Annotated in this window: 24 protein-coding genes and 1 pseudogene; 14 read left to right on the forward strand and 11 right to left on the reverse strand. The window is 67.2% G+C overall.

The annotated features are described in order from the left end of the window. Window position 1: 1 nt before the first annotated feature. Window positions 2-1,240, reverse strand: a complete 1,239-nt coding sequence (locus G6N43_RS16035) for a cytochrome P450 (protein ID WP_083150688.1) — start codon at window positions 1,238-1,240, stop codon at window positions 2-4. A 108-nt stretch (window positions 1,241-1,348) separates the two neighbouring features. Between G6N43_RS16035 and G6N43_RS16040 the strand changes: the two genes are divergently transcribed. From G6N43_RS16040 to G6N43_RS16060, 5 genes are read left to right on the forward strand one after another with little or no spacing between them, the layout of a single operon-like run. Continuing rightward, window positions 1,349-2,464: an aromatic ring-hydroxylating oxygenase subunit alpha gene (locus G6N43_RS16040; protein ID WP_083150689.1), complete on the forward strand. Its 1,116-nt coding sequence runs from the start codon at window positions 1,349-1,351 to the stop codon at window positions 2,462-2,464. Further along, window positions 2,464-4,065 (forward strand): AMP-binding protein, encoded by a 1,602-nt coding sequence (locus tag G6N43_RS16045; RefSeq protein WP_083150690.1) that lies wholly within the window; start codon window positions 2,464-2,466, stop codon window positions 4,063-4,065. The genes G6N43_RS16040 and G6N43_RS16045 overlap by 1 nt, the downstream gene beginning before the upstream one ends. Window positions 4,066-4,076: 11 nt before the next feature. After that, window positions 4,077-4,490 carry a nuclear transport factor 2 family protein gene (locus G6N43_RS16050; RefSeq protein ID WP_083150691.1) on the forward strand — a complete coding sequence of 138 codons (414 nt, stop codon included), beginning with the start codon at window positions 4,077-4,079 and terminating at the stop codon, window positions 4,488-4,490. A 53-nt stretch (window positions 4,491-4,543) separates the two neighbouring features. Then, on the forward strand, window positions 4,544-5,017 hold the full coding sequence (locus G6N43_RS16055) for a MaoC family dehydratase (RefSeq protein ID WP_083150970.1): 474 nt from the start codon (window positions 4,544-4,546) through the stop codon (window positions 5,015-5,017). Continuing rightward, on the forward strand, window positions 5,014-5,451 hold the full coding sequence (locus tag G6N43_RS16060) for a MaoC/PaaZ C-terminal domain-containing protein (RefSeq protein ID WP_083150692.1): 438 nt from the start codon (window positions 5,014-5,016) through the stop codon (window positions 5,449-5,451). Before G6N43_RS16055 ends, G6N43_RS16060 begins: the two co-directional genes overlap by 4 nt. Window positions 5,452-5,494: 43 nt before the next feature. Here the strand turns inward: G6N43_RS16060 and G6N43_RS16065 are convergent, their stop codons facing one another. Then, window positions 5,495-6,952 (reverse strand): aldehyde dehydrogenase, encoded by a 1,458-nt coding sequence (locus G6N43_RS16065; protein ID WP_083150693.1) that lies wholly within the window; start codon window positions 6,950-6,952, stop codon window positions 5,495-5,497. Window positions 6,953-7,148: 196 nt separating this feature from the next. On the opposite strand from G6N43_RS16065, the gene G6N43_RS16070 reads away from it, so the two are divergent. Further along, the gene (locus G6N43_RS16070) at window positions 7,149-8,144 is read left to right on the forward strand and encodes an esterase family protein (RefSeq protein WP_083150972.1); all 996 of its coding nucleotides are present in this window, start codon (window positions 7,149-7,151) and stop codon (window positions 8,142-8,144) included. Window positions 8,145-8,175: 31 nt separating this feature from the next. Continuing rightward, window positions 8,176-8,619, forward strand: a complete 444-nt coding sequence (locus tag G6N43_RS16075) for a polyketide cyclase / dehydrase and lipid transport (protein ID WP_083150974.1) — start codon at window positions 8,176-8,178, stop codon at window positions 8,617-8,619. Here G6N43_RS16075 and G6N43_RS16080 read toward each other — a convergent pair. Further along, window positions 8,616-9,011 carry an Rv0313 family protein gene (locus G6N43_RS16080; protein ID WP_083150694.1) on the reverse strand — a complete coding sequence of 132 codons (396 nt, stop codon included), beginning with the start codon at window positions 9,009-9,011 and terminating at the stop codon, window positions 8,616-8,618. The genes G6N43_RS16075 and G6N43_RS16080 overlap by 4 nt on opposite strands. Window positions 9,012-9,128: 117 nt before the next feature. On the opposite strand from G6N43_RS16080, the gene G6N43_RS16085 reads away from it, so the two are divergent. Both G6N43_RS16085 and G6N43_RS16090 read left to right on the forward strand, forming a co-directional pair. Next, window positions 9,129-9,923, forward strand: coding sequence for a nuclear transport factor 2 family protein (locus tag G6N43_RS16085; RefSeq protein WP_083150695.1), 795 nt, complete (start codon window positions 9,129-9,131; stop codon window positions 9,921-9,923). Between the two features lie 133 nt (window positions 9,924-10,056). Continuing rightward, window positions 10,057-10,626 (forward strand): hypothetical protein, encoded by a 570-nt coding sequence (locus G6N43_RS16090; protein ID WP_407664794.1) that lies wholly within the window; start codon window positions 10,057-10,059, stop codon window positions 10,624-10,626. Here the strand turns inward: G6N43_RS16090 and G6N43_RS16095 are convergent. The 3 genes from G6N43_RS16095 to G6N43_RS16105 are packed head-to-tail and all read right to left on the reverse strand — an operon-like array spanning window position 10,623 to window position 13,214. Then, complete coding sequence (locus G6N43_RS16095; RefSeq protein WP_083150696.1) at window positions 10,623-11,396, reverse strand: SGNH/GDSL hydrolase family protein; 774 nt, start codon at window positions 11,394-11,396, stop codon at window positions 10,623-10,625. The genes G6N43_RS16090 and G6N43_RS16095 overlap by 4 nt on opposite strands. 9 nt (window positions 11,397-11,405) lie before the next feature. Then, the gene (locus G6N43_RS16100) at window positions 11,406-12,353 is read right to left on the reverse strand and encodes an ankyrin repeat domain-containing protein (protein ID WP_083150697.1); all 948 of its coding nucleotides are present in this window, start codon (window positions 12,351-12,353) and stop codon (window positions 11,406-11,408) included. A gap of 54 nt (window positions 12,354-12,407) precedes the next feature. Further along, a complete protein-coding gene (locus G6N43_RS16105) occupies window positions 12,408-13,214 on the reverse strand; it encodes a hypothetical protein (RefSeq protein WP_083150698.1) in 807 nt (268 codons plus the stop codon). Between the two features lie 204 nt (window positions 13,215-13,418). Between G6N43_RS16105 and G6N43_RS16110 the strand changes: the two genes are divergently transcribed. The 3 genes from G6N43_RS16110 to G6N43_RS16120 are packed head-to-tail and all read left to right on the forward strand — an operon-like array spanning window position 13,419 to window position 15,464. Further along, entirely contained in the window at window positions 13,419-14,738 is a 1,320-nt protein-coding gene (locus G6N43_RS16110; protein ID WP_083150978.1) for an NAD(P)/FAD-dependent oxidoreductase, read from the forward strand. 33 nt (window positions 14,739-14,771) lie between these two features. Beyond that, window positions 14,772-14,963, forward strand: coding sequence for a hypothetical protein (locus tag G6N43_RS16115; protein ID WP_083150699.1), 192 nt, complete (start codon window positions 14,772-14,774; stop codon window positions 14,961-14,963). A gap of 15 nt (window positions 14,964-14,978) precedes the next feature. Continuing rightward, complete coding sequence (locus G6N43_RS16120; RefSeq protein ID WP_083150700.1) at window positions 14,979-15,464, forward strand: NUDIX hydrolase; 486 nt, start codon at window positions 14,979-14,981, stop codon at window positions 15,462-15,464. Window positions 15,465-15,540: 76 nt separating this feature from the next. Here G6N43_RS16120 and G6N43_RS16125 read toward each other — a convergent pair. The 4 genes and pseudogenes from G6N43_RS16125 to G6N43_RS16140 all read right to left on the reverse strand — a co-directional run. Further along, window positions 15,541-15,885, reverse strand: a pseudogene (locus G6N43_RS16125) (nuclear transport factor 2 family protein); the annotation flags it as partial. Continuing rightward, the gene (locus G6N43_RS16130; RefSeq protein WP_083150701.1) at window positions 15,882-17,342 is read right to left on the reverse strand and encodes a serine/threonine-protein kinase; all 1,461 of its coding nucleotides are present in this window, start codon (window positions 17,340-17,342) and stop codon (window positions 15,882-15,884) included. The pseudogene G6N43_RS16125 and the gene G6N43_RS16130, both read right to left, overlap by 4 nt. A 22-nt stretch (window positions 17,343-17,364) precedes the next feature. After that, window positions 17,365-18,471: a PDR/VanB family oxidoreductase gene (locus G6N43_RS16135; RefSeq protein ID WP_083150702.1), complete on the reverse strand. Its 1,107-nt coding sequence runs from the start codon at window positions 18,469-18,471 to the stop codon at window positions 17,365-17,367. 13 nt (window positions 18,472-18,484) lie between these two features. Beyond that, on the reverse strand, window positions 18,485-19,411 hold the full coding sequence (locus G6N43_RS16140) for a metal-dependent hydrolase (RefSeq protein ID WP_083150703.1): 927 nt from the start codon (window positions 19,409-19,411) through the stop codon (window positions 18,485-18,487). Between the two features lie 110 nt (window positions 19,412-19,521). Between G6N43_RS16140 and G6N43_RS16145 the strand changes: the two genes are divergently transcribed. Then, window positions 19,522-20,367 (forward strand): lysophospholipid acyltransferase family protein, encoded by an 846-nt coding sequence (locus tag G6N43_RS16145; RefSeq protein ID WP_083150704.1) that lies wholly within the window; start codon window positions 19,522-19,524, stop codon window positions 20,365-20,367. Further along, window positions 20,367-20,801 carry an SRPBCC family protein gene (locus G6N43_RS16150; RefSeq protein WP_083150705.1) on the forward strand — a complete coding sequence of 145 codons (435 nt, stop codon included), beginning with the start codon at window positions 20,367-20,369 and terminating at the stop codon, window positions 20,799-20,801. The genes G6N43_RS16145 and G6N43_RS16150 overlap by 1 nt, the downstream gene beginning before the upstream one ends. Window positions 20,802-20,805: 4 nt before the next feature. Here the strand turns inward: G6N43_RS16150 and G6N43_RS16155 are convergent, their stop codons facing one another. Beyond that, window positions 20,806-21,243 (reverse strand): hypothetical protein, encoded by a 438-nt coding sequence (locus tag G6N43_RS16155; protein ID WP_083150706.1) that lies wholly within the window; start codon window positions 21,241-21,243, stop codon window positions 20,806-20,808. Window positions 21,244-21,285 lie beyond the last annotated feature (42 nt).

Raw genomic sequence — 21,285 nt, forward strand, 5'->3', positions numbered from 1 at the left:
CTCAGCGGGGTGTCAACGAGATCGGCATCCCGTCGTAGATCGACATGTTGTTCGTCAGGTTGGGGTACGTGACCTTGGCCGGGCCGAGGCTGATGTCATCGGCGCGCAGCAGCAGTTCGTCAAGGGCCGCACGGATTTCGGCGCGGGCGAGCACGGCGCCCAGGCAGTGGTGTGGACCACCTCCGCCGAAGGTGACATGGGGATTGTCGGTGCGGCCGATGTCGAACCCGAAGGCGTCTTCGAAGACGTCCTCGTCGCGGTTGGCCGACCGCAGCATCGACACCACCCGATCACCCGCGGGGATCGTGATGCCGTCCATCTCCACGTCCACCTTGGTGGTGCGGGTCCAGAACGCGACGGGGGAGGACCAGCGCAACACCTCCTCGACAGCGCTTGCCCGAATCGACTCGTCGTCGCGATAGCGGGCGATCTCACCGGGATTGGCCACGAACGCCTGAAGTCCGGCGGCCAGTGCGTTCTTCGTCGTATCGCTGCCCGCCAGGGTCAGCACGAAGAAGAAGATCTCGAGTTCGTTGGCCGGTATGGACAGTTCCTGCCCGGTCTCGTCGGTGACCACCGCCGTGGTCAACGTGCTCCAGATGTCGTCGGTCGGATTGCGCCGCTTCTCAGCGGTGAGTTCCGTTGCGTAAGTGAAGATCTGCCCGAACAGCTCGAGGTGGTCCCCGGGATTGGTCGGATCGTCGGGCTCATTGGCCTTGAGGATGCGATCGAGAGTGTCGAAGATGGTCGGCCTGTCTTCGTCGGGGATGCCCACGATGTCGCCGATCACCGACATCGGCAACACGTCGGCGACGTCTTCGATCCAGTCGCCGCCGCCGGCTTCCAGCAGCCCGTCGATCATCGCGGCGGCGCGCCGCCGGATGCCGTCCTCGAGCTTGGCGATGGCCTTGGGCGTGAACGCGTGCGACATCACCCGCCGCCGCTTCGTCAGCACGGGCGGGTCCATGGTGATGACGTTCGGGAACGCGCCGATGGGCCCGATGCCCTGGATCAGCGGACCGTCCGCGGCGGTGAACGCGTCGGTGTCTCGGTGGATGCGCTGGGCGTGGCGATGCTTGGTCGTCATCCAGAAGTCGCGCTTGACCGTCTGGGCGACGCCGTCGGTCAGCTCGTGGTGGAAGATCGGGCGTTCACGGCGCAGCTCGACGAACAGGTCGTCGGGAAAACCGTTCTGCCACAACGCAGCATCCGAGAGGTCGACCGGAGTCGTGGTGGGCATGCGTGCTCCTCGCGTCGCCATCCTTGACCTAGAATGCCTAAAATAGTAAAAATAGGCAACGGGCGGGTTTCGCGACCTGCGGTTACTGCGCGCGCGGACGGAGAGGTCATGACGGATACGGTTGACGATCCGAAGATCGATCCGTCGGAACGGGAGTTCGGCCCCACCGGAATCAGCCTTTCGACCTACCGCTTTCCGACGGGTTGGTTCATCGTCGGCTTCGCCTCCGACCTCGCGCCGGGTCAGGTCAAGCGCGCCCACTACTTCGGTGAGGAACTGGTCATCTTCCGCACCAAGTCCGGCAAGGTGAACGTGCTCGACGCCTACTGTCAACACCTCGGCGCCAACATGGGCGTCGGAGGCACCGTCGAGGGTGAGCACATCGTCTGCCCGTGGCACGGCTGGCAGTGGCGCGGGGACGGCACCAACGCGCTGATCCCGTACAGCAAGATCGGCTGCAAGCAGAACGTCAGGATCAGGTCCTATCCCGCGCAGGAGTGGTACGGCTTCATCGTGGTGTGGCACGAGCGTCACGGCCGCGCGCCCTACTGGCAGCCGCCGGTGCTGCCCGAACTCGAGACCCACCACTACTACCCGCTGCATCCGCACTCGCGGATGCTCAACCGGGTCAAGGTGCACGCGCAGATGATCATCGAGAACGCGGCCGACCCGTATCACGTGCAGTTCGTCCACAAGGCCGACAACGCCGCCAACACAACGTCGTTCGACGTCAACGGCTACCACCTGCACGCAACGGTGACCGCGAACTTCGGCGGCGGCCGGCCGTCGACATGGCTCACGCCCGACGGCCCGGTGGACGCCAACATCGTCTACGACAACTACTCGCTGGGACTGGGTATCGTGCGGTTCCCCAAGGAGCTCGTCCAGACCATCCAGGTGACCGGACAGACACCGGTGGACGAGGACTACACCGACTACTTCTACACCCAGGCCTCGCTGCGCGAGCCGGGCGACACCGGCGACAAGCCAGGTGGCCGGGCAGCGAAATTCCTTGCCCTGCAACAGGAAGTCATCAAACAGGACTTCTTCACCTGGGAGAACATGAAGTACCTGGAGAAGCCGAACCTGGCGCCGGAGGAGGCGCGCGACTATGCCGCGCTGCGGCGGTGGGCGCACCGCTTCTATCCGGGCGAAGAACCCACGCCCATCGATTTCGGTTATACGGCCGACGGCGAACCCGACCCGGCTCTAGCGGGACGCTGATGGGTCGCGGCCGGGAGCCCGTACCAGACCCGGCGGCATTCGGGGTCGACGGATTCAGTGTCCCTGCGGTGCTCGATCGACGTGCCGAGCAATATGGCGAACGGGTGATGATGTCGATCGCCGGGACCCCGGTCACCTTCGCGCAGATGCGCGACCGGTCCTGCGCCGCCGCACACATCCTTGCCGGCCTCGGGGTCAAGCGTGGCGACACGGTGGCGCTGTTCACCGCGACGTGTCCCGAATGGGTGTACTTCTGGCTCGGCGCCGCGCGGATCGGCGCGGTGTCCGCGGCGGTGAACGCCGCGAACAAGGGGGAGTTCCTCGCGCATGCGTTGAACCTGTCCCGCGCCGCGGTCGTGCTTACCGATGCCGAGCGCCGACCGCGGGTCGACGAGATCGCGGGCGACGTGCCCACGCTGAGATCCACACTCGTGGTGGACCATTCGCTCACCGAGGCGCTCACCGCCGCATCCGTCACCACACCCGACGTCGAACCCGTCGGGCCGGGCGACATCGGCGCCCTGTTCTTCACCTCCGGCACCACCGGCCCGTCCAAGGCTGTCGCCACGACATGGCACTACCTCTACACCGCAGCGGCGACCGTCGCGAGATCCTGGGAACTTCAACCGGGAGAGACGCTCTGGACCGCGATGCCGCTGTTTCACCTGAGTGCTGCCCCCACGGTCCTGGCCCCCATGCTGACCGGCGCGACGAGCGTGCTGGCCGCCGCGTTCCATCCGGGTCAGGTGTGGGACGAGATACGTGACAGCGGCGCCGTGGGTTTCGCGGGCGCAGGCGCGATGGTGTCGATGCTCATGCGGCTGCCTCCGGACCGGCGGGACTCCGAGCTCGGCATCCGCTTCATCTCTGCGGCGCCCATCGCCGCCGACATGTACCGCGCGATCGAGGAGCGCTATCGGTGCCGCATCGTGACGATGTACGGCCTGACCGAGGCGTTCCCGATCGCCTACAAGTCGGTTTCCGACGAGGGCAAGCCGGGTACCTCAGGGGTGGTCAACCCGGCGTACGACGTGCGAATCGTCGACGGCCAGGGTCGGCCGTTGCGCACTGGGACGGTCGGCGAGATCGCCTGCCGGGCGCGGACGGCGCATGGAATCAGCGAGGGGTATGTGTCGTCGGCGTCCGGCGGCGCGAGCCTGGAAGTGCAGCCGCATCCCGAGTGGTTCCGCACCGGCGATCTCGGTTCACTCGACGACGACGGCAACCTCACGTTCGTGGACCGCGCGAAGGACTCGCTGCGCCGCCGCGGCGAGAACGTGTCGTCGGTCGAGGTCGAGCAGATCGTGATGCGCCACCCGGCCGTGCTGGAGGCGGCTGCGGTCGGCATCCCGAGCGACCTCGGTGAGGACGACATCCTGGTCGTCGTGACGTTGCAGGACGGTGCGACAGTCGATTTCACCGAAGTTCTCGACTTCTGCTCGGCCCGCATGCCGTACTTCTGCGTGCCGCGCTACCTCGAAGTGATCGACGAGATTCCGAAGAACATCATCGGGCGTGTCCGCAAGGATGTGCTCCGGAGCAGAGGCCTCGGCGCCGACGCCTGGGACCGTGAAGCGCACGGCTACGTGCTGAGCCGGTAGGAGATCAGAAGATGTCGTTGTCATACCAACAGCAGTTCGTGCTCGACGGGCTCGCGGGCCGGGCCGCCATCCTGAACCTGAACGCGAGGCACAACCGGCTCTACTCCGCTGGCGACCTGGCCGGCTGGATCGCGACGTTTCGTCATTCCGGCGCCACCTATGTGCGGGCAGGGGAGTCGTTCGACGACCTGCGCGCGGCATTCGACGGGGGCGGCGGTGCGCGGCTGGTGACCGTCGATCACGAGATCACCGTCGACGGGGTCGACGCGACGCAGACCTGCGTGGCGTTGCTGCTGCGCGACAACCGACTCGAGGCCTCGGGCACGTTCACCGACCGGCTCATCTACGAGCGCGGCGGGTGGTACTTCACCTCGCGCGAACTCGAATGGGATCGCGTGCCGAACGAGAGCGCGTTACCCGTGTGAGCGAGGGCATTCGGTACGAGTTCGCGTTCGGCACCTATGAGGATGCGCTGCGCATGGTCGGCGTCCGCACGGCGCCGAGGTATGCCGGGACGGCGGTGAGCGGTGCGCGGATTCAACATTTCGCGGCGATGGTGCGCGATCCCAACCCCGCCTACTGGGACGCCGATTTCGCCCGCGAGGTGTGGGGCGGACTGGTGGCCCCGCCCGCGCTGCTGATGGGCTGGCTGATCCCGCCACCGTGGTTGCCGAACGAGGAACCGCCGGTGCCCTCGATCGCCATCCGCGTACCCCTGCCCGGGACGTCGTTCATCAACGCCTCCAACGAGGTCGAGTTCCCCGCGACCATCCTCGAAGGTGACCGCCTCCACGTCGTCGAGGAGGTGGTATCGGTGTCGCCGGAGAAGACGACCCGGGTGGGGACGGGGCATTTCGTCGAGACGTGCGAGCGGTTCCACCGCGCCGATGGCGCACTGGTCGCGATCAACAACAACACCTTGTTCCGCTTCACCCCGCCGGGGCCGCCATGACGTCGTATCCGCGGTTGGCGTGGGACGACATCGTCGTCCCCACCGAGCTTGCCGAGGTGGTCGACACGATCGACTATCAGCGCGTCGTGATGAACCCCGGTGCGACGTGGGATTACTTTCCCGGCCATTTCGACCCCGAATACGCACGGCGGCACGGCCATCCGACGATCTTCGTCAACACGATGCACACCGCCGGCTTCGTGGACCGGATCGCCACCGGCTGGGCCGGGCCCTACAGCAGGGTGGTGCGGCGCAAGGTCTCGCTGCTCGGCTCGTTCTATGCCGGCGATTCGATGGTGGGCCGTGGCCGCGTGGTGGGCAAGCGCGTCGAGACCGCTGGCGATGTGCGTCGGCTCGTGGACCTCGAGATCCTCGTCTACAACCAGCACGACGAATTGTGCTGTCCCGCAGAGGTCACCCTCGAGATCCGCTAGTCCTGACAACAAGCGTGCACTCGGCAAAGGACTTCGAACGAATTCAGGCGAGGCCGGGCAGCTTGTCCGCGCTCACCGTCGTCTGCAGCTCCACGTACTCCGATAGGCCCTCTGCGCCGAACTCGCGCCCGATGCCCGACTGCTTGAACCCGCCGAACGGCGCGGTGGTGTCGAGCGTGTACATGTTGATGCCGTACGTGCCCGCCCGGATCTGCGCGCCGATCTCCAGACCGTGTGCCACATCGGCGGTCCAGACGGAGCCGGCGAGCCCGTAGTCGGTGTCGTTGGCGATCCGCACGGCGTCGGCTTCATCGGTGTACTTCAGCACCGTCAGCACCGGGCCGAAGATCTCCTCACGCGCGATCTTCATGTCGTTGGTCGCGTCGGTGAACAACGTGGGCTGGACGTACCAGCCGCGATCGTACGGTTTGTCCTTGCCGCCCAGCACGATTCGCGCGCCTTCGTCCAGGCCGGCCTGGATATAGGACTGCACGCGGTGCTGTTGGCGTTGCGCCACCAGCGGCCCGACGTCGGTGGCGTCGTCGGCGGGATCGCCGACCTGCAGACCCGTCATCATGTTCGCCAGCGCGTCGACGACCTCGTCGTGTTTGTGTTCACTCACCAGGATTCGGGTCTGGGCGACGCAGGCCTGCCCATTGTTCATCAGGCTCGCCATCTTCAAATGCTGCACGGTGCGGTCGATGTCGGCGTCGTCGAGGATGATCGCCGCCGACTTACCGCCCAATTCGAGGCTGACGCGCTTGAGTTGCTCGCCGCACAGCGCGGCGATGTGGCGGCCCGTCGCCGACGACCCGGTGAACGAGATCTTGTCGACGCCGGGGTGGCGGACGAGGGCCTCACCGGTCTCCCTGCCGCCGGGGACGATCGACACGACGCCCTCCGGCAGGTCGATCTCGTCCAGCATCTCGGCCAACCACATGGCGTCCAAAGGTGTTTCAGGCGCAGGCTTGACGACGACGGTGCAACCGGCGATCAGTGCGGGAATCATCTTCGGCATGATCAGGAACTGCGGTACGTTCCACGGCACGATCGCGCCGACCACCCCGACGGGCGCACGCCGCAGGTGCACGTCGCCGAACAGACCAGGCCGCCGTTCGACCCACGGAAACTCCTTGGCCGTCGCCATGTTCAGGTGCATCTGGGCGAGTGCGCCCGCACCCTGGCCCATCCGGCTGAAACTCTTGGGTGAACCCATCTCGGCGGTGATGAGGTCGGCGATCGCATCGGTCTCGGCCATGTAGATGGACGCCAGCTTCTCGATCTTCTCCATCCGCTCGTTCACACTCAGCCGCGGCCACGGACCCTCGTCGAACGCCTTCCTGGCCGCGGCGACCGCCTTGTCGACGTCCTCGGGGGCCGCCTCCGGCGTCTCGCCGATCGACTGTTCGGTGTGCGGGGAGATCACCGAGAGGCGTTGAGTTGTCGACGGTGCCTGCCAGCGGCCGCCGATGTAGAGCTCGTCGTAGTCGAGGGATCTCATGTGGGGCCTCCGGCGCGGCTTAAAGTTGCTATTAATACAAACATAGGCAACAAGGCGTGGACCGTGAACCACCCGCGGACAGCTGATTTGCTTCACCGATCTGATCTGCCGCGAATATCACGAAAACCGCTGGTGAGCGACGTGGCGCAGCGTATCGTCCGCAGCGGGGCGGGCCGAGGTGCGATGGAGGGATTCGATGGCACTCGTGGACAAGTCGGCTCGTACCCTCAGACGCTTGGCCATCGCCGTGGCGGCGGCCGCGCTGCTCCCCGTTGTCGTCGACGCCGCGGAGGGATCCGCGTCGGCCACCGCGTTCTCGAACCCGAGCCTGCCCGTCGAACAACTCGAGGTCCCGTCGGCGGCGATGGCGCGCAACATCCGCGTCGAGTTCCTCTCCGGCGGAACGGATTCGCCCGCGCTCTACCTACTCGACAGCATGGAGGCGGGGGAGGACTTCAACGGCTGGGACATCAACACCCAGGCCTTCGACTGGTACGACGGGTCCGGTCTGTCGGTCGTGATGCCCGTCGGAGGCAAGTCCAGCTTCTACAGCGACTGGTACGCGTCCGCGGTCAGCAACGGCCGGACGTACACATACAAGTGGGAAACCTTCCTCACGCAAGAACTTCCGGCGTGGTTGGCGGAAAACAAGCAGGTTCGGTCGACCGGCAACGCGATCGTGGGATTCTCGATGGGAGCGTCGTCGGCATTGGTCCTGGCCGCGTTTCACCCGCAGCAGTTCGGCTACGCGGGATCCATATCTGGCTTTCTCAACCTGTCCGAGCAGCCCGGCCAGGTCAGCACCGCGATGATGTGGAACGGCGGTTTCAACCCGGACGCCATGTGGGGGCCGCCCGGCGACCCGGCGTGGGCGCGTAACGATCCCACCGTCCAGGCGGGCCGACTCGCGGCCAACGGCACCCGCATCTGGATCTACTGCGGGAACGGCACACCGACCGACCCAGCGCTGGCGAGCCCGAACGCCCCCATCGCCGGACTCGGCTTCCTCGAGGGGTTTGCCGTCGAATCCAATCGCGCCTTCGTCGATGCGTATATCGCCGCGGGCGGGCACAACGGCGTGTTCAACTTCCCCGACGGCATCCACAGCTGGGGTTACGCGGGACAGCAGTTGCTGCAGATGAAGCCGGACATCCAACGGGTGCTCGGTGTCACCGAAGTGGCCCGAACCTGAGTTGCGGCAATCGGATTCGCGGTAGGTGATCATGCGCGCGGAGCGGGTGCTGTCCGAGGAGGTATCGGCGTCACCGGACGACGTCCGCGCGTTCTACGTCGACCTCGCCAACATCAAGACGGTTCACCCGTTGGTGGTTTCGGTCCGCTCCACTGCACGGACGGAGCTGGCTGACGGGTACTGCCAGAGCTATCGCGTCAAGGATCGAATTCCGTTCGGCCCGTTCACCTTGCCGACGAGTTACTCGGCCCACCTGCGGGTGGCGTCGAGCGGTCCGGTGATCACCGAGGCGCGGCAGTTTCCCCGAGTGCGGCTCTACGGCGTCGTGTCCTTCGATGCCGACGGCAAGGGAACCAGGGTCGTCGAACGACTGACCATTCATGCGCCGAGGCTGCTGGCTGCGATCACCACGCGCGAGGCGGTCAAGGCGCACACCGAGATGCTCGCCGGTATCCGCCGCCACTTCGGCGGCTAGTTTTCCTCGGGCGGGTCCGACGCGTCGAGCACACTGACCGCGATGCCGTACGGCAGGAATCGCACCTTGCGGTTGGGGTCGGTGTTGTTCTTGTTCGCGCGAAGCGCATCCAGTTCGGTCGGATACACCTGCTCGATGTGGGCCCCGCCGTCGCTGTCGACGGTGTAGATCGCCCAGACGCCATCGCCGGTCTCCCCGGTGGTCTCCGGCTCCCGTTTCGGCCGCGAATGCCGGGTGAACTCGTCGACCAGACTGGCCCAGCCTGCGCGTTCGCCCGACGTGTTGAGGAACCTGCCCACCCCGTCCAACGCCTCGCGCAGACCTTCACCCGCCTCGCGGACGACGCGGTCGAACTCCTCGGGGTCGAACCCGAACGGCCCGTTGCCACTCATAGCGGTTCCTCCTCATACACCTGCAATGCACCTGCACCGATGCAGTGCGGTAATGCCAGTGTGCCTGCGGGTGGCCAAGTAGTCGACTGGCGCCGGTGCGGATGGTAGGGAACCTCTATGGCTATCTCGCGTGCCGATGCGGTGGCGACGGTCGAGCGGTCGCCCGCGGCGTTTCGCGTGCACGACCGGCAGGCCTGGGTGGACGTGTTCACGCAGGACGCGCGCATAGAGGACCCGGTCGGCTCCGAACCCCATCGAGGGCGCGCAGCGATCAGCCGCTTCTACGACACCTTCATCGGCCCGCGCGACATCACAATGCACCGGGACGTCGACATCGTTGCCGGCTCGACCGTCATCCGCGATCTCGAGCTCGAGGTCGTCATGAGCGGGCTGGCGATGCGGTTCCCCGCATACCTGCGCTACAACCTCGCCGCCGAGGGCGACGAGATCAACATCGCCGAGTTGTACGCGTACTGGGAGATGCCCGCGTTGATCGGCCAGCTGTTGCGCAGCGGCCCGAAAGCGGTGCCGGTCAGCATCACGCTGTCGAAGGGGCTGCTGACGAATCAGGGGGCGGTCGGTGCGCTGGGGTTTCTCGGCGGTCTGCGGGGGACCGGACCGCAAGGCAAGCGCAAGGTCGCCCAGTTCCTGGCCGATGCGCGGGCGGGCAACGAGGTCGCGGTGCAGCGCTGGCTAGGTAAGGGGGCGTGCGTCACGAGCGGCGACGACACCCCGCTGAGCACGTCAGAGTTCCTGTCGCGCATGGCAACCGCGCGGCCCCGCAAGCTGGTCGCGTCGGGATACAGCGTGGTCGCGGGACTGGACCGCGAGGGGCGCCGCGACGTGCTCATCGTCGACGTCGCGGCCAAGCCGTTCGCCCTGCGCAGAATCCGATACTTCACCGACGACTGACCAGTCAGGCCGTTTGCGCACGTCGCCGCCGGGTAACCGGTGCGCATGGAATCGCGCGAAGACGGACGTTAACTGCGGTGTTGGCCTCACTCGGCCGTGTTGAACACTGTGCGACGGCCGGACATGAGACGGTATGAGCACCATGTCCGTCGACGATGAAATGACCTACGAGGAATTCGGTCGCCAGTTCTTCGAGATCGCCGTGACCGAGGAACGGGTCGGCGGCGCGATCGCGGCCATCGCGGGCGACGAATTCGAGATGGGCCCGATGGCGCAGGGGCCCGGCAGAGTCGCCAAGGTGACCGCCAAGGTCAGGATTCTGCAGCCGCGACTGAGCCGCGAAGTCGGCGAGCACATCACCTTCGACATCCGGATCCCGCTGGAGATCGACCTGGTGGTCGACCTGCTGATCGACAAGCCGAAGTTCATCGTGTTCGGGGAGATCAAGCTGCGTGCGACCGCGCGCGCCGCGCCACCCCTGCTGCTGATCCTCGACGTGGAGAAACCACGCCCGTCCGACATCTCCATCCACGTCACGTCCAAGACGCTGCGCGGTGAGCTGCTGCGGATACTCGCCGGCATCGACGCCGAGATCAAGCGGTTCATCGCCGCGCACGTCGCCGGCGAGATCGACAGCCCGGCGTCGCAGAAGGCGAAGATCATCGACGTCGCGGAGAGCATCGACGGGGCCTGGTCGGTCTAGCCGGCCGGCACACCCTCCAGCCGGGGACGTTTGGGGCCGCGACCGTCACCGCTGGATCTGCCCCGGGCCTGATCCCAGAGCCACGGCAGGAACATGTTCCGCGTCCACTGCACCTGCGAGCGGACCTGCGACCGCAGCGACGGGCGTTGCGCAGGACCGTCGGCCATCGCCCAGTCGTGGTTGCTGCCAGGCAGGCCGAGCGCTTCCGCGGCCGCGGCGGCGAACAGCTGGTGGCCCTTGTCCGATCCGTGCACCCGGTCGGCGCTCCAGGTGTCCAGCCGCGTCATCGACGGCGCGTGGTAGAGGTCGACCAGCCGAAAGCCGTTTCGCACAGCGGCATTCCGGATCTCGGCGTTGATCTGTTCGACGCGCGAAGCGATCACGCGGCCGATCGGCAGGATCTTCGCGATGTTCGGGAACGTCGTCGTCACGACGGTCGCGCCGGACGCCGCCAACTTGTTGTGCATGTCGTCCAACTCGGCGAGGGCACTGCCGAAGTGCGGGCCGGGGCGGGTCACGTCGTTCATCCCGATGCAGACGGTGATCAGATCCGGTTCCATCGCGAGCGCCGTAGGCAGCTGCTCGTCGAGCAGATCTGCGATCCGTCGGCCACGGACGGCCAGATTGGCGTAGGTCAGGCCGGGGTGATGCGAGTGCAGCATCGCGGCGAGGCGGTCGGCGAAGCCGACGAGACCGGTCGTGTCGTCGCCGTCCCACAGTCCCTCGGTCTGGCTATCGCCGATCGCGACATATCGGGTGTACCTGGGCACACCGGAACTCTAACGACGAAGCGCGGCTTCGACATCCGATGCTGCGGCCTCGGCAGCGAGCTCATGGTGGCGCTGTGATACCTCGGCGCCGCCTGCACGCAGGATGTCTATCACCTCGACGACCCGACCCGAGCGGTACCCGTTGAACTTCGCGCCGACGGCCCACCACGCCAGAAGCGAGTCCAATCCGCGGCCGGGATCGGCGCCGAGCTCGACCATCGCGGCGACCGTCGCGGGCAGCAGCATTCGCGCGGCGAGTTCGATCGGCTGCGTTCCGCTCGGCAGCGGAGCATCGATGGCCGCACCCGCCCGGACGAGGGTGCGTACGATCTCGGGGTTGACGTTGTCGGCGGTGCCGTCGATCACGTGCAGCGGGGTCGCGCCGTCGGAGTCGACGAGCGTGGGGTCGACGCCGTGGGCCAGTGCGTGGCTGAGAGCAACCGTGCGGCCCCGTCGCACGATCTCATGGAGGATCGTCGTGAATTTCTCACCGCGCGCGGACAATTCGATGCGGCGCCCCGCGTCGGCGTCCTCGTCGATAAAGGCCACCGAGTTGCCTGCGGCGGGCGAGCGCACGGCGTACCACAGCGGGGTCGCACCGCACGGATCGAGCGGATCGGGGTCGGCGCCCATCGCCAGCAGCTCGATGACCCGGGTGTCGCCGCGAGCGGCACGCTCGAAGAGATCCAGCACCGTCGGCTCCAGCGGTTCGGTCCAGGCCGGGCGGCCGGCCCCGAGCGCGTCCAGCACCAGCAGTGCTCCCGCGCGTCTGGTCCCGAGATCGAACCACGGCCACGGCCCGGGACCCTTGAGCACGAATTCGTCGGCCGGGATGCGGGATTCCTCGGTGATCGTTCTGCCGGAATCCTCGTATGCCGACACGAAGGTCAGCTCGTCGCCGTCGCGCGACACGATGACCTCGGCTGGGCCCTCTTGGTAGTGCGCGATTTCGGTCACAAGAAACGCATTGTCCCAAAGCCCGCAGCGGCGCCCGAGGACGCCCTCGATCCGCTACAGAAGCCGCGTCAACCGGGTCAGGTTCAACGGCACACCGGCGACGCTGAGCTGGCCGATGATGTCCTCCACCCGGCTGCGCGGCATGTCCATCTGCCATTCCGCCACCGACGCCGACAGGTGCACCGCGTCGGGGGCGAAGGCGATGCCCGTGAGCCGCAGGCCGTGCGGCAGCTCGGGGAGGCGCACCGGATACGCCGGCGTGCGGGCGGGCAGCGTCCAGCGCGAGGTGCGGACGACCGCCACGCGCGGTCGAAGCCACAGCGTCGAGCCGTCCAGTCGTGCGTCGACCTCGAGATGGCCGAGCAGCGGGCGCCGCGCCATCCGCAGCCGCGCGACCCCGTCACTGCCGACCTCGCCGGACAATCGCGGCGCCGCCCATCGGAACAGGTCGTGCAGCGCGGTCGTCGGCACTTCGAGTGTCAGGTCGACCGGGGCGGCCACCAGGACGGGCGGCATGGTCGGTCGCATGTGCACGTTGTGCAGCACCGCCGTCGCATGCTCGAACTCGTTGCCCTGCCAGCAGATGTCGCGGGCCGCGATGCGGACGTCGTTGAGCTGTCCCACCGCCAGGGCACGCACGTCGAGCCGCGAGTCGAACTCCGTGACGGTGAGGGTGAGTTCGCCGTCGTCGAGCCGGATCGCGAGGCGACGCCCCACCACCAGCCTGCGCACCGTGGTGAACAGGGTCCGGTAGGCCATGGCCGCGCCGCTGCTCACCGGGCCGACGGCCGCGGTCGACCACAGCGACGACAGCATGTCGATCGGCCGGAACGGATCGAACCGGCGCAGCGGGCCCGTCATGTATCCAGCATCCGCCATCGGGGCGACGGAACGAACCGGAATGGAACCCGTCCGCGCGAATCATGATCATTTCCAAGGGCCGTCGGTTGTAACCGTATGCAGAGAATTCGGCCGCAATCGCGCCATGGCGTTACAACCGGCGAGGTGGACTAGACCCGCAATGCGGCGCGAGGGCGTCGCCGCGCCTTCCGTATGGTGGAGACGATGACTTCCGTGGTGGTCGTCGGCAGCGGGTTCACCGGCTTCGAATGTGCCCGTCAGCTGGCGCGAAAGATGCGCAGACAGTCAAAAGCGGGGGCTTCGGTCGATATCTCGATCATCTCGCCCGTCGATTACATGCTCTACACGCCGTTGCTGCCCGATGTGGCCGGTGGCCTGGTGGACGCCCGGTTCGTCGCGATCCCACTGGCCAACGCGCTGCGGGGCGTGCAGGCGATCCGCGGCCGGGTCGACGAGGTGGACTTCGACGGCCACACGGTGACGTTCACCGACCCCGAAGAGCGGGTCCGGACCCTGGCGTGGGACCGGCTGGTGCTGACGCCGGGCTCGGTCACCCGGCTGTTCGACATTCCCGGGCTCGCCGAGCATGCGCGGGGCCTCAAGTCGACAGCCGAGGCGCTGTACCTGCGTGATCACGTGCTCGAACAACTCGAGCTGGCCGATGTCGACGACGATCCGGGCCGTCGGGCGGCACGCCGCACAGTCGTGGTGGTCGGCGCCTCCTACTCGGGCACCGAGCTGGCCGTACAGCTGCGCGCGCTCGCCGACTCCGCGGCCAGGCAGATGGGTTTCGACGCCTCGGAGGTGAAGTTCATCCTGCTGGACCTGGCCGAGCAGGTGATGCCCGAAGTCGGCGAGAAGCTCGGTGCCGCCGCACAGCGGGTGCTCAAATCGCGTGGCATCGATGTCCGGCTCGGTGTCACGCTGGCCGAAGTGCACCCCGAACATGTTGTGCTCAGCGATGGCTCGTTGATCCGCACGCATACCGTCGCATGGGTCACCGGGGTCACGGGCGCACCCCTGATCGAGAAGCTCGGCCTGCCCACCGAGCGGGGACGGCTGAAGGTGACCACGGAACTGCAGGTGCCCGGCCATCCCGATGTGTTCGCAGCGGGGGACGCGGCGGCCGTGCCGGATGTGACGCAGCCGGGCAAGATCACCCCGCCCACGGCGCAGCACGCCACGCGGCAGGGAAAAGCGTTGGCGCGCAACGTCGCCGCGAGCCTGGGCTACGGCAAGGCCAAGCCCTACAAGCACCGCAACATGGGCCTGGTTGTCGATCTCGGGCCGCGCTACGCGGTGGCCAACCCGCTCAACGTGCAGTTGTCGGGCTTGCCCGCGAAGGCCGTCACCCGGGCCTACCACATCTACGCGATCCCTCGGTTCGTGAACAGGTGGGCGGTGTCGCTGGCGTATCTGACCGATCTGTTCTTCGACCGGTCGGTCGTCTCGTTCGGGCTCTCCACGCAGGAGGATGCGCGGTTCTCCGCCAGCGAGGGCATCCCGATGCCCAAACCGGACTGATTGGATTCGCGGGCAGCGGGAACGCTAGGCGGTATGGCTACATATCGCGTGTTGAATCCCCAGGGTGACGTCGTCGACAGCAAGGACATCGAGAGCGCCGGCGACGCGCATGCCTGGTTCGTCGACCAGAAAGCCGATCCGGAGCTCGGATGGCGCATGGAGGTCAAGACCGACGACGGCGAGTGGGCCTTCTTCGACAGCAGTGAGGGCGACCGCAAGTACTAGGTCTAGGGTGACGCGGTGCCCAAACTCAGTGCGGGTCTGCTGCTGTACCGCATCGTCGACGGCGAACTCCAGGTCCTGATCGGCCACCCGGGCGGACCGTTCTGGGCGCGCAAGGACGACGGCGCCTGGTCGATCCCCAAGGGCGAGTACACCGAGGGTGAGGATCCCTGGGTGGCCGCGCGGCGCGAGTTCCAGGAGGAACTGGGCAAGCCGGCCCCCGACGGTCCACGCATCGAGTTCTTGCCGCTGAAACAGCCCAGCGGCAAGGTGATCACCGCGTTCGCGGTGCGCGGCGACCTCGACCTCGACGGCACGTTCTCGAACACGTTCGAAATGGAATGGCCGAAGGGATCGGGACAGATCAGGGAGTTTCCCGAAATCGACCGCGTGGGTTGGTTTTCCGTGGCGCAGGCTCGGTCGAAGCTGTTGAAAGGTCAGCGGCCGCTGCTCGACCGTCTGGTTTCGGCGGTCGGAGACGACGTACAGGATGGGTCTCGATAGCGTTGATGGTCAGCGCTCGACCGTGGAACCGCCAGCCCGCAGGAGTCCGCAGGTATTCGTCGTCGTAGCGCAGATGCCAGACCACATCGGTGATCTGGTCGTCGGCGATCGTCCAGTGATGGGCGATGCAGGTGATCCGGCCCAGCGCGTAATCGACGCTGTCACCGGGCGCGTACACCTCGCCGACGATCGCATGTTCGGTGCGGGTAACCGACGCCAGCGCCGCCATCGCGGCCCGGACACCGTCGCGGCCGTGATGGCTGCGCACCGGCTCCAGCGACCGCGGTGGATCCGGCAGGCGCAGTTCGGCTGTGGCAGTGAACAACTCGACCACGTCGTCGAAGCGACGGTCGTCCACTGCCGACGCATAGAGGTGTACCAGGTCGGCGACCGCCAGCCGGTCCGATGTGCGCAGGCTCATGGCAGCGGGGGCAAGCCGTTGCTCTCCCGGATGTCATTTCGGCATTCGTGGCGAGTCTGCCCGGTCTGCTGCATGCACAACCGCACGGGGTTCTCCTCGGCGAACGGCAGCGGTGCGTCCGTCGGGGCTGGAGTCACGGTGGGACTCACATCTCCTTGCGTGAGTGACCACACCGAAGCGCCGCTCGGCTGCAGCGTGGAGCAGTAGGCGGTCGAGCCGTCGGCCGTCGTGCCGGTGCTCCCGACGGGGGAGCAGTTCGCACCGATCACCACGGCGGCGGGGGCAGCCGATGTCGTCGTGCTGGCGGTCGGCGTGTCCGTCTCGGTATCCGTCGGAGTAGGTGACTCGGTTGTGGTCGTCGGCGACGGTGGCGGTTCGGGCGGCGGGGGCAGCGGTGTGAACGTCGGCCGGGTTGAGGTGGCCGTCGTCGTGGTCGTGGCCGCAGCGGGACGTTCGTCGGCGCGCTGTGCCTCGAAGATCGCAGCGGCTACCGCCGCCACCAGCAGGACGGCCAGGATCGCGGGAACGAGGACCCCCGCACGCAGCAGGGAACGCCGAGGGGCATCCGGCGGCACCGCCGCGGCGGCGAGGCGGGTGCCGTCATCACCGGGAGGGGCCGATCCGAGCTGGTGGGACAGCGCCCGTGCGAAATCGGCGCAGCGCTCGAAACGGTCGGCCGGGTTCTTCGCCAACGCCTTGGCGAGGACCGGATCGAGCCCGGCGAGCTCCGGTCGCTGGTCGGCGATGGTGGGCGGCGACGCGGACAGGTGTTGGCTGATGACGACCGCGGGGTTCGAATGCTGAAACGGCGGCCGGCCGGTCAGCAGGTGAAACGCGGTGGCCGCCAACGCATATTGATCGGCCCGACCGTCGAGGCGCTCGCCCATCAACTGCTCGGGCGCGGCGTAGGACACCGTGCCGACCGTCATGTTCGTCGCCGTCAGCCCGCTGATGTCGTTCACCCAGCGGGCGATTCCGAAGTCCGCCAGCAGAATTCGCTGATCGCCGGACTCGGGATAGGCGAGCAGTATGTTGGCGGGCTTGACGTCGCGGTGCAACAGGTTGCGCTGGTGCGCGTAGTCCAGGGCGTCGGCCACGGCGGTGATGATCTCGGCGACCTCGTGCTTGGCCATGCCGTCGGGATAACGCTCGCGGAGCAGGCGGGCGGCGTCGGTGCCCTCGACGTAGTCCATCGAGATCCACAGCTGCCCGTTGAACTCGCCGCGATCGTGGACGCCGACGATGTGCGGATGCCACAGCGTGGCGGCGATGTCCGCCTCGCGGTCGAAGCGCTCGCGGTATTCGCGGTCGACGGACACCGAGGCGGGCAGCACCTTCAGCGCGTCGCGGCGCGGCAACCGAGGGTGTTGCGCGAGGTAGACCTCGCCCATGCCGCCGGCGCCGAGCAGACGCACGATGGTGTAACCCGCGAACGTCGCACCATCAGCCAACGGCATGGGCGAATAGTACGAGATGCGGTTACAGGTCGAGCGTCAGACTGGAACCGTTGGCGGCGCGGGAGACGCAGACCAGCATCATCCGGTTCGCGTGCTCGGGTTCGGTGAGCAGCGTGTCCCGATGGTCGACGTCTCCCTCGAGGACCCGCGTCCGGCAGGTTCCGCAGAAGCCCTGCCGACACGAGTACGGGGCGTCCACGCCGGCCCGGTTCAACGCTGCGAGCAGGGTCTCCTCGGCGCCGACACGGATCTGCTGCCCGGTCGACGCGACCGTGACGGCGAACTCCTCGCCGTCCACCACGGGTGGTGCGGCGAACCGCTCGAAGTGCAGTTCGACCTTGCCGCGGCCCGCGAGTTCCGACCGGATGGCCGTGAGCATGGGCGCGGGCCCGCACGCATAGACCGCGGTGCCGTCGGGGCAGTCGCCGAGCAGTTCGGCGGCCGTCGGCAGCCCGTTGACGTCATCGGTACGCACGCGCACCCGTTCGCCGTACCGTGCGAGTTCGTCGAGGAACGGCAGGCTGTCGCGGGTACGACCGGCGTACACCATCGTCCAGTCGACGCCGACGCGTTCGGCGAGCGCCAGCATCGGCAGGATCGGGGTGATCCCGATGCCTCCGGCGATGAACCGGAACCGCGTGGTCGGTGAGCCGTAGCCGGGGACGGTCAGCGGAAACGCGTTGCGCGGACCCTGCGTCGTGACCGTCGCCCCGGGGTGCAGTGCGTCGTGCACCTCGATGGAACCGCCGCCGCCGTCGGGAATCCTGCGCACCGCGATGCGGTATTCGTCGGAGCGCTGCGGGTCGCCGCACAGGGAGTACTGACGCAGCCGGCCACTGGGCAGGTGCACATCGATGTGCGCGCCGGGATGCCAGCCCGGCAGCGGTCGACCGTCCGCGGCGGCGAACCTCAGCGCCACCACGTTCTCGTCGTGGGCCACGGTCTGCCGGTCGATGACACGCAGCAACCGGGTGCGGTCGGTCGGCGAGGGCGGGGTGGCGCGCCTGACGAGATCCGCCAGCGCGTCCACCCCGGAGATCACCGCGCCGGCGATGCCGATGACCACGTCACGACGGTGCGGCCGGAACGGGTTGCGCGGCAGCTGCCGGTAGCGGTCGCGTAGCCCCATCACGGCGGCCCCATCAAAGGTGCGCCGCGCGGGCCGCGGGGGAGGTGGCCAGATAGGCGACGGCCTGCGCGGTGGAGCCCATCTGCTCCGGTGTGTAGCTCGGCCGGAAGTACGTCAGGGTCTGCGCTCCGAACAGCACGCGAAACTTGGGCAGCAGCCCGAGCTTGGAGTCGCGCATCCGCAGCCGCTGCATCTTCCAGAACGTCATGTCGCTGTTGGGGTCGGACTTGAACAGGTACCGCGTGCCGCGTTGGAAGAACACCCATATCGCCGCCGCGGCGAGCATCATCGCCTTGATGCGGTCGGCATAGCTGTCGTGGAAGTACACCGCGACGTCGTGGGCGACGCTGCGGTGCTCGACCTCTTCGCTGCCGTGCCAGCGAAACAGGTCGACCATGGTCGGGTGGGCGCCGTGCTCGTCCCATGTGGCATTGAGCGCATGGTCGCCGAGCACCGCGGTGTAGTGCTCGATCGCCGCGATCAGCCACAGCCGGTTGCACAGGTTGTTCAGCCGCCGCTTCGGATTGCCCGAAGTCGTTGGCGCCAGCACCTTTCCGAAGATGTACTCGACTATCTCCAGGATGGGCGTCGGGTCGACGCCGTTGCCGATCAGGAAATCGCGGATGACTTCGTCGTGCGCGGCGGCGTGGGTGGCCTCCTGGCCGATGAAGCCCCGCATGTCCTCGGCGAGCCTGGGGTCCTGCACCAACGGCAAGGCCTCGTTGAACGCCTGGACGAACCAGTGTTCGGCGGTGGGCAACACGATGTTGAAGAGGTTGATCATCGTGGACGCGACGGGGTGCCCGGGAACCCACTCCAGCGGGATACCGGTGAGATCGAAGTGCACCTTGCGGGCCTGGATCTGCACGGGCCCCGGATCGATCTCCGAGACGAAACGTCGGGGGCGTAACGCGCCCTGCCGAGCAGGGGATGCTGCCATGGCGACTCCTGACGAAGCGGTATGCATCGGAGCTTACTGGAGGTTAGTGGGAACGCGGGTACTGGATTCTTTCGCGTTTCAGAGACCGGCCCGATGTCAATAACACTCCTATGGCGGGGTTCGGTGACGTTCTGAAGTGGACACGGGACCAGGTAGCCGCTCGTGTTCCGAAGGCCGACCTCGACCAGCGCGATCCGGACTACATCCGCGAGCAGCTGCCCGGGTTGTGGCTGTTGGCGTCGTGGTATTTCCGTGCCGACGTCCGCGGCCTCGACCGGATCCCCAAGGACGGACCCGTGCTGCTTGTCGGCAATCACTCCGGAGGCAATCTCCCGCCGGACACGTTCGTGTTCACCCTGGCGTTCTGCTCGTACTTCGGCGTCGAGCGGCCGTTCTATCAACTCGCGCACAACCTCGTCGTGTCGATGCCGGGTCTCGGGTCGCTGCGTAAGTTCGGAACCGTGGCCGCCAACCACGAAAATGCCAGGCTCGCACTGGAATCGGGGGCGGCGCTGTTGGTGTATCCGGGCGGCGACTACGAGGTGTTCCGGCCGACGTGGCAGCGCCACGAAGTCGACTTCGGCGGTCGCAAAGGCTACGTCAAGCTCGCGCGCGAGGCCGGCGTGCCGATCGTGCCGGTCGCCAGCGTCGGCGGCCAGGAGGCGGCCCTGTTTCTCGATCGCGGGCAGTGGCTGGCCAGGTTGTTGATGGTCGACAAGATTGCGCGGCTGAAGAGCGTGCCCATTCTGTTGGCGCCGCCGTGGGGTCTGACTGTCAGCGACATGGTGCCGCGACTGCCACTGCCGACGAAGATCGCGATCGAGGTGCAGGACCCCATCGACGCCGACGACATCGCGGTCAGCGACGACGACGTCGTGCACGAGAAGGTGGAGGCGGCTCTGCAGGGCGGGGTGGATCGGTTGGCGGCGCAACGACGATTCCCGGTGTTGGGCTAATGCGTGTTCAGCGGCAGTGCATCGTCCACGCGGACCGCGAGACGGTGTGGAAGGTCGTCAGCAGCCCCGACTGCTATCCCGAGTTCATGGCGAGCCTCGAGCGGTGGGAAACCGCGGACGACGAACGAGTCGGTCTCGGCGCCCGCTACACCGTGCACTGGAAAGTCGGGTCGGTGCCGATCGGCGGCGTCATCGAGATCGTCGAGTTCGACCCGCCACGTGAGCTGGCCTGGGTCGGCCTCGCCGGTGTTTCGCAGCGTGGGCGGTTCCGGCTCCGCGAGACGCCCGACGGGCGCACCAAGGTGACGTTCCGGCTGTCATATGAATCAGCGGGCAACCTGCTCGGACTGATCGCAGACCGCGTGGCGGCCGGTCAGGTCGGCCGCAACATGGGGGAGACGCTGAAGAACCTGCGCCGAATGGTCGAGGGCTAGCTGATCAGCCCAGGGGCGGGGGCGTGCCCGCACCAGGAGCGCCCTGGATGGGCACCACCGGCGTCGGGGTGACCGTGGTGACGCCGTTGCTGCCCACCCTTGGCCCGCCCGCGGCGCCCAACTCCTCGAGCTTGTCTGCGGCTGCCTGGCTGCAGTCAAGGAACAACTGCATCTTCATGGCCCGATTGCCCTGACTGGAGGACTTGATCAGTTTCTGGCTGCTGACCAGACATTGCGATTGCTGAAGGACGCTGCCGGTCTTCCCGCCGAAAACCGCCGTGACGCCCTGACTCTTGAGTATCTGGATGGCTCGACCGTAGGGCTCGTCAATCACGTTCGCACCATACGAGCCGCCCGGCTGGGATACCGCGATCCCCGCGCCGACAAGCGCGGCGGAGCCGATAGCCACAAGCCCTCCGCTCAGCACCACGAGCTTCTTCACGTGATCTCTCCTAGGTCGATGCGGTGCGAACATATCGCAGGT

Origin of the sequence: Mycolicibacterium moriokaense (assembly GCF_010726085.1) — a bacterium.
GTDB lineage: Bacteria > Actinomycetota > Actinomycetes > Mycobacteriales > Mycobacteriaceae > Mycobacterium > Mycobacterium moriokaense.

What these genes read in the sequence shown, in the direction of transcription:
- G6N43_RS16070 (WP_083150972.1), top strand. Translation starts at nt 7,149, where the DNA reads ATGGCACTCGTGGACAAGTCGGCTCGTACCCTCAGACGCTTGGCCATC.
- G6N43_RS16135 (WP_083150702.1), bottom strand. Translation starts at nt 18,471, where the DNA reads ATGGGGCTACGCGACCGCTACCGGCAGCTGCCGCGCAACCCGTTCCGG.
- G6N43_RS16080 (WP_083150694.1), bottom strand. Translation starts at nt 9,011, where the DNA reads ATGAGTGGCAACGGGCCGTTCGGGTTCGACCCCGAGGAGTTCGACCGC.
- G6N43_RS16105 (WP_083150698.1), bottom strand. Translation starts at nt 13,214, where the DNA reads ATGACGGGCCCGCTGCGCCGGTTCGATCCGTTCCGGCCGATCGACATG.
- G6N43_RS16040 (WP_083150689.1), top strand. Translation starts at nt 1,349, where the DNA reads ATGACGGATACGGTTGACGATCCGAAGATCGATCCGTCGGAACGGGAG.
- G6N43_RS16145 (WP_083150704.1), top strand. Translation starts at nt 19,522, where the DNA reads ATGGCGGGGTTCGGTGACGTTCTGAAGTGGACACGGGACCAGGTAGCC.
- G6N43_RS16150 (WP_083150705.1), top strand. Translation starts at nt 20,367, where the DNA reads ATGCGTGTTCAGCGGCAGTGCATCGTCCACGCGGACCGCGAGACGGTG.
- G6N43_RS16130 (WP_083150701.1), bottom strand. Translation starts at nt 17,342, where the DNA reads ATGCCGTTGGCTGATGGTGCGACGTTCGCGGGTTACACCATCGTGCGT.
- G6N43_RS16085 (WP_083150695.1), top strand. Translation starts at nt 9,129, where the DNA reads ATGGCTATCTCGCGTGCCGATGCGGTGGCGACGGTCGAGCGGTCGCCC.
- G6N43_RS16110 (WP_083150978.1), top strand. Translation starts at nt 13,419, where the DNA reads ATGACTTCCGTGGTGGTCGTCGGCAGCGGGTTCACCGGCTTCGAATGT.
- G6N43_RS16050 (WP_083150691.1), top strand. Translation starts at nt 4,077, where the DNA reads ATGTCGTTGTCATACCAACAGCAGTTCGTGCTCGACGGGCTCGCGGGC.
- G6N43_RS16115 (WP_083150699.1), top strand. Translation starts at nt 14,772, where the DNA reads ATGGCTACATATCGCGTGTTGAATCCCCAGGGTGACGTCGTCGACAGC.
- G6N43_RS16060 (WP_083150692.1), top strand. Translation starts at nt 5,014, where the DNA reads ATGACGTCGTATCCGCGGTTGGCGTGGGACGACATCGTCGTCCCCACC.
- G6N43_RS16065 (WP_083150693.1), bottom strand. Translation starts at nt 6,952, where the DNA reads ATGAGATCCCTCGACTACGACGAGCTCTACATCGGCGGCCGCTGGCAG.
- G6N43_RS16140 (WP_083150703.1), bottom strand. Translation starts at nt 19,411, where the DNA reads ATGGCAGCATCCCCTGCTCGGCAGGGCGCGTTACGCCCCCGACGTTTC.
- G6N43_RS16075 (WP_083150974.1), top strand. Translation starts at nt 8,176, where the DNA reads ATGCGCGCGGAGCGGGTGCTGTCCGAGGAGGTATCGGCGTCACCGGAC.
- G6N43_RS16090 (WP_407664794.1), top strand. Translation starts at nt 10,057, where the DNA reads ATGAGCACCATGTCCGTCGACGATGAAATGACCTACGAGGAATTCGGT.
- G6N43_RS16045 (WP_083150690.1), top strand. Translation starts at nt 2,464, where the DNA reads ATGGGTCGCGGCCGGGAGCCCGTACCAGACCCGGCGGCATTCGGGGTC.
- G6N43_RS16035 (WP_083150688.1), bottom strand. Translation starts at nt 1,240, where the DNA reads ATGCCCACCACGACTCCGGTCGACCTCTCGGATGCTGCGTTGTGGCAG.
- G6N43_RS16055 (WP_083150970.1), top strand. Translation starts at nt 4,544, where the DNA reads ATGGTCGGCGTCCGCACGGCGCCGAGGTATGCCGGGACGGCGGTGAGC.